Source organism: Cedecea lapagei (assembly GCF_900635955.1).
GTDB classification, from domain to species: Bacteria; Pseudomonadota; Gammaproteobacteria; order Enterobacterales; family Enterobacteriaceae; genus Cedecea; species Cedecea lapagei.
In genome coordinates, this window is sequence record NZ_LR134201.1 from 2,248,885 (window position 1) to 2,261,953 (window position 13,069).

A 13,069-nucleotide genomic window follows, 5' to 3' on the forward strand; every position below is an offset into this window, starting at 1 on the left:
ATTTTTGAAAATCATTAACGCACGTAACGTTAACAATGGGTTGCGAGCGATGAAAGAAACGGCGAAATATTTTTTATTTTTACTGCATCCAGCGGCGCATCCTCAAACGTATATCAGGATGTGGGCAACTCTCTTGCTCCTTATCACTGAGGAATTCAACATGAACAAGTATTTTGCTTCTGCCGTGTGCGCATCTGCCTTTTTCAGTACGCTGAGCATTGCTGCGATGAATAACGACACCGTGATGGTAGGAGGGGCGGCGATGTTTCCCTCGAAAAATATCGTTGAGAACGCGGTGAATTCAAAAGACCACACCACTCTGGTGGCGGCGGTTAAGGCGGCCGGCTTAGTGGATACGCTGCAAAGCAAAGGACCCTTCACCGTCTTTGCGCCGACCGATGCGGCTTTCGCAAAACTGCCGGAAGGGACGGTAGGCAATCTGGTCAAGCCGGAAAATAAAGCCACGCTGACCAGCATTCTGACTTATCACGTCGTGGCGGGGAAATATGACATGAAGGCGCTGGAGAAAAAAATCCAGCAGGGTGGCGGTCGGGCGGAGCTAAAAACCGTAAACGGCCAGCCGCTGTGGATCATGGCCAACGGGCCACACAATATCCAGCTTAAAGATGGTAAGGGCAATATCGCCAATATCAGTACCTATGACGTCAACCAGAAAAATGGCGTTATTGACGTTATCGACACCGTACTGATGCCGAAGTGAGTGTCTATACTCGATTCAGGCCCGTTGGCTGGTCGAGAATATTATGGATAAAGCTCTGGTAGAACAGCAGATAAAATTGATGCAGGCGGTTGCTGAAGGCGACCGCCGCGCATTTGAACAACTCTATCGTCTGACTTCGCCTCATCTGTTTGCCGTCGCGCTGCGCACCGTTCAGCGCCGGGCCTGGGCGGAGGAGATCCTGCATGATGCATTTCTTACGGTGTGGAACCGGGCCTCAGGCTACGATCCGGCATTAAGCGCTCCCGTGACCTGGCTGACCCATATTGTACGCAATCGCTGCATTGACTGGCTGCGCAGCGGGCAATCCCGCGCCGCAAATCAGGAAGATGAGTTCAGCGACAACACCGTCGATATGGAAAGCGAAGAGGATAACGGCTGGTGTGACGAACAGCAGGCAAAGCGCCTGCGGGGTTGTCTTGACGGACTTAGCAGCGAACAGCGTCAAAGCGTGGTGCTGGCCTACTATCAGGGCATGTCCCACGGGGATATCGCCGACTGGCTGCAGCAGCCGCTCGGCACGGTAAAAAGTTGGATCCGCAGGGCGCTGGATCACCTTAAGGATTGCGTCGGACTATGAACAGCAGCCAACAACGTGATAACGCACTGGCCTCAGAATACGCGCTGGGTACGCTGCGCGGCGGTGCGCGTTTACGTTTTGAAAAGCGGCTCCAGGCTGAGCCGGAGCTTGCCGCGATGGTCGGCCGCTGGCAAACCCTGCTCGGCGGGCTGGACAGTCAGATCCAACCGCAGCAACCGCCGGAAACCGTCTGGAAGAAAATTCAGCTTAGCCTGCCGCCTGAGCGTCGCGCCGCAGTGCCTTCCCGCTGGCGCTGGAACTACCTCGGCTGGGCGCTCGCCGCCGGGCTTGCCGCCGTTGTGCTGGTGCCGCACTTCAGCACCAAAGCGCCGGAACTGATTCCGCTTATGGTGCTTAACGGCGGAAGCCAGCAGGGACAGTGGCTGGTCAGCGCCGATAGCGACCGGAAAACTCTGCGTCTGACGCCGCTGCAGCTGGCTTCCGTCTCCGGCAGCAATAGCCTGCAGCTTTGGGCTATCCCGGTCGGCGCGAAACCAGTATCTCTCGGTCTGTTAGACAGCAAAGCGGTAACGCAGGTAAGTAACGAAAAAGTGACGCTGTCACGAGGAGTAACAATCGCCATCAGCCTTGAGCCGCAGGGCGGCTCGCCAACCGGACAGCCGACCGGGCCGGTGGTGTATAGCGGGGTGCTGTAGGGGGAGGATTCCCTCTAAAGAGTTGAAGAACAGTAAGCGTAAGTGAGAAGGTTTTGATCCCCTCTCCCGGTGGGGAGAGGGTCAGGGTGAGGGGCACTACTCGTGGTGATCGTGAACCTGTTGGGCCACTTCATGCACGCGTTTGCGCGCGCCAAACCAGCCCAGCGTCAGCAGAATCGCCAGCACCGGAATAGAGGCAATCGTGAACGTCCCGTTCGGGTAGTCCAGCGCCATCAGCACCAGCACACCAAGCAGGAACAGCAGCGTCAGCCAGGAGGTAAACGGCGCACCCGGCAGCTTGAAGCTCACGTCGTCCGCTTTCCCTTCTTTGATAGCCTTGCGCAGACGCATCTGGCACAGCACGATAAACGCCCAGGAGCTGATGATGCCCAGCGACGCCATATTCAGCACAATCTCAAACACCTGAGAAGGCACCAGATAGTTGAGGAATACGCCAAGCACATACACGCCGCTCGTAACCAGAATACCGGCATACGGCACCTGATTCTTGCTCATCCTGGACATGAACTGCGGCGCAGACCCGCCCATCGACATTGAACGCAAAATACGTCCTGTAGAGTACAGACCGGAGTTGAGGCTGGAGAGCGCCGCGGTCAGCACAACGATGTTCATTACGTCGCCGATGTAAGGCACGCCAAGCTTCGAGAAGAAGGTAACAAACGGGCTTTGCCCCGCCTGATAGGCGTTCCACGGCAGCAGCAGCACTAACAGCACGACTGAGCCAACATAGAACAGGCCGATACGCCATATAACGCTGTTAATCGCCTTCGGCACCATGGTTTTAGGATCTTTACACTCCCCGGCCGCGGTGCCTACCAGTTCGATAGAAGCGAAGGCGAAGACCACGCCCTGAACCAGCACCAGGGCAGGCAGCAGGCCATGCGGGAAGAAACCGCCGTTATCGGTTATCAGATGGAAACCAGTGGTGTGCCCGTCGATGGGTTTCCCGGTGCCGAGGAAAATGGTCCCGACAACCAGGAAGGCGACGATCGCCAGCACCTTAATCAGCGCAAACCAGAACTCCATCTCGGCGAACCACTTCACGCCAACCATATTCATCGCCGCGACGACGGCCAGCGCGCCGAGGGCGAAGACCCACTGCGGAACGTCACCAAACGCGCCCCAATAGTGCATGTAGAGCGCAACGGCGGTGATATCAACGATACCGGTCATGGCCCAGTTGACGAAGTACATCCAGCCGCAAACGTAGGCGGCCTTCTCTCCGAGGAACTCACGGGTGTAGGAAACGAAACTGCCGCTTGAGGGGCGATGGATAACCAGCTCGCCCAAAGCGCGAAGGATAAAGAAAGAGAAAATACCGCAAACCAGATAGATTAATGCCAGCGCCGGGCCAGCGGCCTGCAGGCGAGCTCCGGCGCCGAGGAACAGGCCGGTGCCGATGGCTCCGCCGATGGCAATCATCTGCACATGTCGGTTGCCCATTGCCTGGCGATACCCCGAATCCTGAGAATTCAACCAGCGCCGTCTGGCGGCGCGGTGTTCCGCTTCAGTCTTTGTTTTCATTGATATTCCTGTCTGCCTTTGAGTTAAAAAGCGCCGTCCTTTTCCGCCCGTTAATTCTGGCTGCGGGGGCCGTGAAAAAGAGGGCGAGGAATCCTGGCAGAAAATGGAATGAGAAGCAAAATTACAAACTTGTCATTTTAGTGGCGGCGTTCTCCAGGTGTGACGGGGATAACATTCCTGACAGAACAGGACGCTGAGATGCGCTGCATCATGAACATAAAATGGTCAAAAAAACGGCGCTGCCTTCACGCCTTGCTGGCGCGATGATAGCGGGTACAGAAGCGAAAAATGGCGGGCTACAGGAACAAAATCATGCAGTATGAGTCTCAGTCACGTAAACGGGTCGCCCTTGTCCTTTTCAGGATAAAATCTGAACAGATGCGCCGTGTTTAGCTCCAGTAGAGACTGGGGCGTTCACTATGAAAACCTGGATTGCCGCTTCATCGTTATGGAAAACCTGCACAATGCTAACGAAATACCTCTCTCGCCGCGTCATAGCCCTCGCCGTGACGCTGCTGCTGGCGCTTGCCATCGCGTTGCTTTACTTCCTCAGAAGTCCTGATGTGCCCGACTATGTCACAGCTCCCGTGCGCAAGGGCGATATAGAAAATGCTGTTCTGGCCACCGGCCGCATCGACGCGATTGAACGCGTTAACGTCGGGGCTCAGGTCTCGGGTCAGGTGAAATCACTGAAGGTGAAGCTGGGGGACCACGTGACCAAAGGGCAGTCGATCGCCGACATCGACGACGTGCCGCAGCGTAACGATCTGCGTAACGCCGAGGCCGCGCTCAATGTGGTAAAAGCCGATCTGCAGGCCAAGCAAGCGCTCCTTAAGCAGGCCGAACTGCGATTTAAGCGCCAGCGCCAGATGCTTAGTGAAGATGCCAGCTCGCGAGAAGACTTTGAGTCCGCAGAGGCTACGCTCTCCACCACGCGTGCGGAACTGCTATCGCTGAATGCACGCCTGGTCCAGGCGCAGATAGAAGTGGATAAGAAAAAGGTCGATCTTGGCTATACGCGAGTTGTTGCGCCGATGGATGGCATTGTGATTGCCGTTGTCACGCAGCAGGGGCAGACCGTTAACTCCAGTCAGAGCGCACCTACCATCATCAAGCTGGCTCGTCTCGACGTGATGACCATCAAAGCGCAGATCTCCGAGGCTGACATCACCCGGATTTCACCAGGACAAAAAGCCCGCTTTACTATTTTTTCCGAGCCGGATAAACACTATGACGCAACGCTGCGTACCGTTGAGCTGGCGCCGGAGTCGGTGATGAAAGATGACGCTCTCGCCAGCAGCAGCTCGGCCTCGGGCTCCGGGACTTCAAATGCCTCCGTCTACTACAACGCGCTGCTGGACGTTCCTAACCCAGAAAACCACCTTCGCATTGCGATGACCGCCCAGGTCACGCTGCTATCCGGAGAGGCCAAAGATACGCTGCTGGTGCCAATCCAGGCCGTGCGCAAGGCCGCGGGGAATAAGCAGGAGGTACAGGTGCTGGCGGCGAACGGCAAGCTGGAAACCCGCGAGGTGAAAACCGGCATTACCAACAGCGTGGACATTCAGATCCTCGAGGGCTTAAACGTCGGGGAAAAAGTAGTGCTGTCGCAGCCGGGTGAGAAAGCGCCCGGGGAAGGGTTTGTGCTGTGAACAACATTATTGAGCTGAAAGGCATTAGCCGGACCTATGGCAACGGCGGCCAGGCGCTGACCGTGTTGAAAAACGTCAATCTCACCATCGCCGCCGGGGAAATGGTGGCGATCATTGGTGCCTCGGGCTCGGGGAAGTCGACCCTGATGAACATCATGGGCTGCCTTGACGTGCCCGACAGCGGCGATTACTACATCGGCGGGCAAAACGCCGCCCAGCTTTCGCCGGATGAGCTGGCCAGGGTGCGCCGGGAACATATCGGCTTTATCTTCCAGCGCTACCATTTGATGCCTGACCTCAGCGCCCTGGGTAACGTAGAGATCCCCGCTATTTATGCCAACAGCGAGCGCGACAAGCGTCGGCTGCGTGCGGCTGCGCTGCTTGGCCGGCTCGGGCTGGAAGGGCGTGAACACCATAAGCCCGGCGAGCTCTCCGGCGGCCAGCAGCAGCGTGTCAGTATTGCTCGCTCGCTGATTAACGGCGGGGAGATAATCCTTGCGGATGAGCCGACCGGGGCGCTGGATTCCCAGTCCGGGCAGGAGGTCCTGGCCATCCTCAGCGAGCTGAATCAGCGCGGCCATACGGTGGTGATGGTGACTCACGATATGAAGGTGGCGCAGCACGCACAGCGTATTATCGAGCTGCGCGACGGCGAAATCATCGCTGATAGCGGCAGTTGCGTAACCGCGACGGAAACATTGCCGCCGCCGAATCGTACCCGGCAAAGCCGCTGGCAAAGTCTGCTCGATCGTACGCGTGAATCGCTGCAAATGGCGCTAAAAGCAATGAACGCGCACCGTTTACGCACTACGCTAACCATGACCGGGATAATTTTCGGTATTGCCGCCGTTGTTACCGTTGTGGCGCTGGGCGAGGGCGCGAAGCAGAAGACGCTGGAGAATATTAAAGATCTTGGGACCAACGTGGTCAGCGTCTATCCGGGGCGAGATTTCTTTGATGACAGCATCGAAGGTATTCGTACCCTGGTGCCGGCAGACGCTGAGGCGCTGGCAAAGCAAGGCTTTGTTGACAGCGTAAGCCCGGAAGTCAGCGCTTCAGACAACATTCGTTTTCTGGGTAAATCAGCAACCGCATCTATCAACGGCGTCGGGCGCGACCATTTCCGCGTTAACGGCATTGAGCTGCTGCAAGGCGCGACCTTCAGGGACGATCGCAACGCCCTGCAGGAAGTGATTATCGATGAGAACGCTCGCAAGGCGCTATTCGACGATGCGGGGCTGCAGGCGCTGGGGCAAATTGTCTTCCTCGGTTCTGTTCCTGCGCGGGTCGTGGGTATCGCCAAAAGCAACAACCGAAGCTATGCGCCAAACCGCATTACCGTCTGGATGCCCTACAGCACGGTAATGTACCGCATGACGGGTAAACCGGTGCTGACAAGCATCAGCGTTCGGTTGAAGGATAATGTTGCCAATGAGGCGGCGGTCAGCGCTATCTCCCAGCTGTTAACCCAGCGCCACGGCGTAAAAGATTTTCAGCTCTATAACTTCGAGCAAATAAGGAAATCTATCGAACGGACTTCGATAACCTTCAGCATTTTAATTCTGATGGTCGCCTGCATCTCGTTAATGATCGGCAGCCTCGGCGTGATGAACATCATGCTGGTCTCCGTGACCGAACGTACCCATGAAATCGGAGTGCGCATGGCGGTAGGCGCGCGGCGCAGCGATATCATGCAGCAGTTTATGATTGAAGCCGTGCTGGTTTGCCTGATTGGCGGCGCACTTGGCATCGCGCTGTCCTATGCCGCAGGCGCGCTTTTTACCGCGCTGGCGGGCGGCATGTTAACGGCTATTTATTCGTGGCAGGCCGCCGCCGCCGCGTTTTTCTGTTCAACGTTAATCGGCATGATCTTCGGGTATCTCCCCGCCCGCAAGGCGGCAAGGATGGATCCGGTCGTTTCCCTGGCCAGCGAGTAACCCATGAAAATTTTATCACCTGTGGCTTTATGCCTTGCCGCCGCGCTTAGCGCAGGCTGCGCAAATACGCTGAAAAGCGACTATCACGCTCCCGCAGTGAACTATCCCGCCAGCTGGAACAAGAGCGATACGTCCGGGGAGCTTGCCCCATTTGACTGGAAGGCGTTTAACGATCCCTCTCTCGATAACTGGTTACGCCAGGTGATGGCAAGCAATAATGATGTGGCCATCGCGGTGCTGCGGGTCTACCGGGCGCGACTCGACGCGGAAAGAGTCGGGATCGCCAACGATCCCGGACTAAAAGGTTCGCTGGGGGTGGACGGAAAAAATCAGCTAAACAACGCATCTGGCTGGACGAAAGGGAGCTCTGCCAGCCTCAGCACCAGCTATGAGCTGGATCTCTGGGGCAAAATCGCCCGCCAGCGAGATGCAGCGGAGTGGGCAAGTCATGCCAGCGAAGAAGATTTACGCTCCGCGCGCCTGACCCTGCTTTCAGAGGCCAGCAATAATTACTGGCGCATTGGCTTTGTTAACCAGCAGATTACCGTCCTCCAGCAGAGCATCGACTATGCCAAAGAGACGCTGCGCCTTGCCGAGGCACGCTATCGCGCAGGCGGCGCCTCATCGCTGGACGTGGTGGACGCGCAACAAAACCTGCTGGCGCAGGAAAACCGACTTACCGGGCTACAGCGAGACCGTTTGCAGGTGCTTAATCAGCAGGCCGTATTGCTTGGCGCGGCGCCGGGCAGCCCGGTAGCGGAGCCAGCAACGCTGCCAAAAGGTACCCTGCCTGAGGTTAAGGCGAATATCCCTGCGAGCGTACTGATGCATCGACCCGACATTAGCGCGAAAGAGTGGCGGGTGCGTGAAGCGCTTGCCACCGTTGATATCCGGCGTACAGAATACTATCCCGCCTTCACCCTGACCGGCGCTCTCGGCACCAGCAGCAGCTCGCTGCTGACGTTCCTGCATAATCCGGTCGGCTCCGTAGGCGCGAGCCTGACGCTGCCGTTTCTGGAGTGGCGGCAGCGGGGCGTGGAGGTAAAAATTGCTCGTAACGATTACGAGCAACTCGTGCTGGAGTTTAAACAGTCGCTTTATAAAGCGATGAGCAGCATTGAAGATGAGCTTGCTCTGCGAAACCAGCTGCTGGCGCAGGAGATAAGACTCCGCGAGGGACTTGAGCTTGCGCGTAAGTCTGAGCGGCTCAATGAAGTACGCTACCGCCAGGGCGCAGCGCGTATTTCGTTCTGGCTAGATGCCCAGGAAAAACGCCGCCAGGCCGAGCTGCAGCTGGATGAAAACCGCTTTAATCAGTTGCAGAATCTGGCAAAAATCTATCTCGAATTTGGCGGGGCGTCGACTTTCCCCTAATTCTTGCTAACTCATTCTCCACAAAAAGAAAACAGTTTTTCTTTCTCAGGCGCTCGTTTAAAGTTTTGCTGGCTTAGTGTGTGCAAGCGAACAAAATGATAAACGAGCGTTTATTATATGGGGAAGGGTGAAGGCATGCGTGTGTCAGATTATATCAGGCTGTTATTTCTTGCCGCTGTGTGGGGAGCCAGCTTCCTGTTTATGAAAATAGCAGCGCCCGAATTCGGTGCGGTAAACACGGCCTTTTTAAGGGTGTTTTTTGGTTTTGTAGGGCTGGCGGTGATTCTTTTCACCCTGAGATCTTCTTTTCGTTTTGAGGGTAAATTCCGTTCAGCACTTATTCTAGGCGCGATTAATTCCGGGCTGCCTTTTTTTATGTATTGTCTGGCTGCAAAATGGCTACCGGCAGGGTACTCCGCTATTTTAAACGCAACCACGCCGCTAATGGGGGCCATTATTGGATTTTCTTTCTTTAGTGAAAAATTAACGGCACGAAAATGGCTGGGCGTAGTGTCAGGCCTGGCAGGGATAATGGTGATTACTTCGGTCGGGGATGCACACTCCAACGAGGAGAAGATCGCCGGGATTATTGCCTGTCTGGTCGCCACGAGTTGCTACGGGGTGGCCGGCTTTTTAACCCGCCGCTGGATCTCCAATAAAGGCGGGCTTGACCCTAAAATCGTCGCATTCGGCAGCCAGGTCGGCGCCACTCTTTTCCTGTTACCGTTTTTTGCCTGGAGCGTGGCGACCGGCCCGGCAGTAAACTGGCTGCAGGGCTATGTCTGGCTCAGCGTGCTGGGTCTGGGGATCCTCTGTACCGCCGTAGCCTATATTTTTTACTTCCGCCTGATTGCCGATATCGGGCCGTTACGCAGCCTCACGGTGACTTTTCTCATCCCGCCGTTTGGCGTGCTGTGGGGTTACCTCATTTTGCATGAAACCATTAGCGAAGCGTTTATCATCGGCGCGGCCATCGTTTGTTTCTCCGTCTGGCTGGTGATAAGCCCCGACAAGAAACAGCTAACCGCAAAAAGTTAACCCCGGTGCCCAACTGCGTATGCTTTTAAGGAAAAACGATGCAACGAGAAGCGCTGTTCACTGCGGTATTTGACCGGTATCAGGTCGAGCCGGACTACCCATGGGACAAGTTTAAAGACTATGCCGTGCTGCGGCATCGCTATAAGCGCAAGTGGTTTGGCGTTGTGCTGAGCATTTCAGCCGCGAAGCTTGGGCTGGACAGCGATGAGGTCGTGGATATTTTGAATGTCAAAGTCATGCCAGGCGCAGTAGGATCTTTGCGTATGCAGCCCGGTATTTTACCGGCATACCACATGAATAAAGAACATTGGGTGACGGTGTTACTTGCAAAGGTGCCGGACGAATTGATACTGGGGCTGATCGACGAAAGTTTTAGCCTGACGCGTTAAAATCTTTGCCGCCTGTTATGCAGGCGGCTTTCTTATCTACCTTTTCTTCCAGCTGAGCGCGTAGTGATAGTGGGGCGCGGAGAGTAGAAACTCTGGAGAAACGCTCGGGCTCCACGAATCGTCACCGCCGACGCCCATATGATATCCGTCGATATTCAGCCAGCTTCCTGCCTCTTCTTTCAATAAATGTCGATGAGTAACCTCATGGAGCTGCTTCTGGCTGTAGCGGCTGATATTGAAGTGAAACTCGCCGAGCCACTGATTACTGCCGTACTCAAGGCGTATAGTGTCACAGCGCAGTCCATTTTCACTCGGGAAAACGTAAGGCGTGTACATCTCTGCAAGCGGTAGCGTCCACCGGTCAATCAGCGCCGAGCTTTTTCGGTCCGGATAGTTTTCATGTGGTCCGCGGCCAAACCAGCTGACCTCAGATTCCAGATCTGCAAGCTGGCAACTGAGGCCAATACGCGCTGGAGTTGGCGTGCCGGCCGCAATCTCCACGTCTACCATGATGTGCAGCTCGCCCTCGCTATCAATGCGGTAGCTCTTGCGGCTGATAAATAGCGTTTTGCCATTGTTTTGCCAGCCGTGGACGGTACGAATCAGCACGGCATTGCTCAAAGAGTCTGCGTCAAAGCCCAGCAGAACGGGCGTCAGGTTGTACATACCTGCGGCCTTCCATCGTTCGACCCAGGCGTTTGGATCGATATGCGCGGCCTCGCTGACTCCAATATCGTTATCCAGCGGCGCACGGGTGAAGTTATCCTGCAGCGGCGTGAGAAGCGTAGGGCGCTGATGGTTAAACCACTGGCTTAACAGGCCTCTACGGCGTTCGAAGCGCCAGTGTTGATCGCCGTGGAACACGTCTACATGCCTGTCGTCCATTTTCAGCAAAGGCGCTGAGCCGGAAGGGCCGAGTTCAGGTAGCGCTAATCCCGATGGCAGCTGCCATTGCGCCTGAGCAGAGCGATGCCCGGCATCGCTCCATGGCGTTGCCGCGATTTGCTGCACTTCGACATGAAGCCATACCTGGCCGTAGCGGGTTACCTCCGGCAGTGCCAGCTGAAGCACGCGAGTTTCTTCAGGCGCAAGGTAAAGGGTGAGTTCGTCTCTGGCCAGCACATCGCCGTCGCATTTTAATGTCCAGACCAGTCGTTCGTTATCGCTATGGCGAAACAGGTATTCGCTGGTGACTTCCAGCTGGTTTTCGGGCCGCAGGCGGAACTGGAAAAACTGCTGCGCCTGCTTCGCTTCATACAAAGCTGGGTGCGGCGTGCGGTCTGCAAAGAGCAGGCCGTTCATGCAAAACTGTCGGTCGTTAGGGGTATCGCCAAAATCACCGCCGTACGCGGACCAGGGCTGGCCGTTTTCGTCATGCTTGATCAGCGACTGATCGACCCAGTCCCAGACAAAACCGCCCTGCAGGCGCGGGTGCTGGCGAAACGCCGCCCAATATTTGCTAAAGCCGCCGAAGCTGTTGCCCATCGCGTGGGCATATTCGCACAGGATAAGCGGGCGGTGCTCTTCCGGCAGCCCAATCCATTTCTTAATTGACCATTTGGGCACCTGCGGAAAGGGCTGATCCTGGTCCACCCGGGCATACATCGGGCAAACAATGTCGGTTGCCGCCGTATTTGCGCCGCCGCCTTCATACTGCACGGGGCGTCCCGGGTCGTTAGATTTAATCCAGCGGTAGAGCGCGTCGTGGTTGCTGCCGTGGCCGGACTCGTTGCCCAACGACCAGATAATAATGGACGGATGGTTACGGTCGCGCTGTACCATGCGGGTGACGCGCTCAGCCATGGCCGGGAGCCAGCGCGGATCGTCGCTCAGGCGATTCATCGGCACCATGCCGTGGGTTTCAATATTGGCCTCATCAACAACATACAGGCCATAGCGATCGCATAGCCGATACCATAGCGGGTGGTTAGGGTAGTGGGAGCAACGCACGGCATTGAAGTTGTTCTGCTTCATCAGCTCAATATCGCGTCGCATTGTTTCCTCATCCATCACCTGGCCGTTGACCGGATGGTGCTCGTGGCGGTTGGCGCCGCGCAGCAGCAGCGCTTTTCCGTTAAGCCTCAGCAGCCCGCCGCTAACCTCCACTTTACGGAACCCGACGTCATATCCTTCGGCTTCAACAAGTCCGTCATGTTTTTTCAGGGCAACGACGGCACGATAGAGGTTTGGCACTTCTGCGCTCCACAGCAGGGGTGCTGCAACGGGGAGATACAAGGTCGTGCGGTCGTGATACGCGCCACGTTCGTCAATGGTTTGGCTGCCGACCGGCTGCTGTTTTTCCAGCAGAAGCGTCTCCCCGTGCCAGAGCTGGACCAGGATCTCGCAGTCAAAAAGAGCCTGGCCTTCAAGGATCACTAAAGCCTGCAGTTCGCCCCGTGAAAAATCTTCGTTAAGCCCGGTGATTAATTGCACATCGGCGATGCGTGTATCCGGCTTATGCAGCAGCGAGACATCCCGGAAGATCCCGCTCATCCGCCACATATCCTGATCTTCCAGATAGGTACCGTCACTCCAGCGCAGCACCATCACCGCAATACGATTGCTGCCGGCCTTCAGCGCAGCGCTGAGGTCGAACTCTGAGGGCAGCCGGCTGTCCTGGGCGTAGCCAATCCAGACGCCATTGCACCAGAGATGAAAGGCGGAGTTGACTCCATCAAAAATAATGCGTGTTTGCCCTGCTGTTAGCCAGGTCTCTTTGACCTCAAATGTGAGCGAATAACAGCCCGTGGGGTTTTCTTTCGGCACAAAGGGCGGGTTAACCGGAATTGGGTAAGCGATATTGGTATAAATGGGCGCGTCATAGCCAGAGATTTGCCAGTTCGAAGGAACATCAATCGTTTCTGCTCCGGGGAGATCCTGCGTTAACCAGCTCTCTGGCACGGCCTCGGGGCGGTCGAAATAGCAAAACGCCCACTCACCGTTAAGGCTCTGCAGTGACGATGAGCCATTATCATCCCTGGCTTCCTCCAGCGAACGCCAGCTGGCAAACGGCGGGTGCGCGGCGAGGGCATTTAGCTGAGGGGTGGCAGGGGATTCCCAGTCGCGTCGGGCAAGCGTTGCGTGAAGTGAAGGTGGAGTACGGGTCATGAAGTGCGCGCCTGTGATGGATGTTATCCGCTCACAATTTAACGATAACCC

At 56.3% G+C, this 13,069-nt stretch carries 10 protein-coding genes; 8 read left to right on the forward strand and 2 right to left on the reverse strand.

The window, feature by feature from the left end:
• Window positions 1-160 precede the first annotated feature (160 nt).
• From EL098_RS10940 to EL098_RS10950, 3 genes are read left to right on the forward strand one after another with little or no spacing between them, the layout of a single operon-like run.
• On the forward strand, window positions 161-721 hold the full coding sequence (locus EL098_RS10940) for a fasciclin domain-containing protein (protein WP_126356243.1): 561 nt from the start codon (window positions 161-163) through the stop codon (window positions 719-721).
• A 43-nt stretch (window positions 722-764) separates the two neighbouring features.
• Window positions 765-1,319: an RNA polymerase sigma factor gene (locus tag EL098_RS10945; protein WP_126356244.1), complete on the forward strand. Its 555-nt coding sequence runs from the start codon at window positions 765-767 to the stop codon at window positions 1,317-1,319.
• Window positions 1,316-1,975 carry an anti-sigma factor gene (locus tag EL098_RS10950; protein WP_126356245.1) on the forward strand — a complete coding sequence of 220 codons (660 nt, stop codon included), beginning with the start codon at window positions 1,316-1,318 and terminating at the stop codon, window positions 1,973-1,975. The genes EL098_RS10945 and EL098_RS10950 overlap by 4 nt, the downstream gene beginning before the upstream one ends.
• A 96-nt stretch (window positions 1,976-2,071) precedes the next feature.
• On the opposite strand, the gene ansP is transcribed toward EL098_RS10950, so the two are convergent.
• Entirely contained in the window at window positions 2,072-3,520 is a 1,449-nt protein-coding gene (ansP, locus tag EL098_RS10955) for an L-asparagine permease (RefSeq protein ID WP_126356246.1), read from the reverse strand.
• A 464-nt stretch (window positions 3,521-3,984) separates the two neighbouring features.
• Here ansP and etsA point away from each other — a divergent pair, with 464 nt between their 5' ends.
• From etsA to EL098_RS10980, 5 genes are all read left to right on the forward strand, one after another.
• Window positions 3,985-5,172: a macrolide efflux RND transporter periplasmic adaptor subunit EtsA gene (gene etsA / locus EL098_RS10960; RefSeq protein ID WP_126358418.1), complete on the forward strand. Its 1,188-nt coding sequence runs from the start codon at window positions 3,985-3,987 to the stop codon at window positions 5,170-5,172.
• Window positions 5,169-7,109, forward strand: a complete 1,941-nt coding sequence (locus tag EL098_RS10965; protein ID WP_126356247.1) for a MacB family efflux pump subunit — start codon at window positions 5,169-5,171, stop codon at window positions 7,107-7,109. The genes etsA and EL098_RS10965 overlap by 4 nt, the downstream gene beginning before the upstream one ends.
• 3 nt (window positions 7,110-7,112) lie before the next feature.
• The gene (etsC, locus tag EL098_RS10970; protein WP_126356248.1) at window positions 7,113-8,483 is read left to right on the forward strand and encodes a macrolide efflux RND transporter outer membrane subunit EtsC; all 1,371 of its coding nucleotides are present in this window, start codon (window positions 7,113-7,115) and stop codon (window positions 8,481-8,483) included.
• Between the two features lie 135 nt (window positions 8,484-8,618).
• Window positions 8,619-9,521 carry a DMT family transporter gene (locus EL098_RS10975; RefSeq protein ID WP_126356249.1) on the forward strand — a complete coding sequence of 301 codons (903 nt, stop codon included), beginning with the start codon at window positions 8,619-8,621 and terminating at the stop codon, window positions 9,519-9,521.
• A 38-nt stretch (window positions 9,522-9,559) separates the two neighbouring features.
• A complete protein-coding gene (locus EL098_RS10980; protein WP_126356250.1) occupies window positions 9,560-9,910 on the forward strand; it encodes an MmcQ/YjbR family DNA-binding protein in 351 nt (116 codons plus the stop codon).
• A gap of 36 nt (window positions 9,911-9,946) precedes the next feature.
• On the opposite strand, the gene EL098_RS10985 is transcribed toward EL098_RS10980, so the two are convergent.
• The gene (locus EL098_RS10985) at window positions 9,947-13,018 is read right to left on the reverse strand and encodes a beta-galactosidase (protein WP_126356251.1); all 3,072 of its coding nucleotides are present in this window, start codon (window positions 13,016-13,018) and stop codon (window positions 9,947-9,949) included.
• Between the last annotated feature and the right edge of the window lie 51 nt (window positions 13,019-13,069).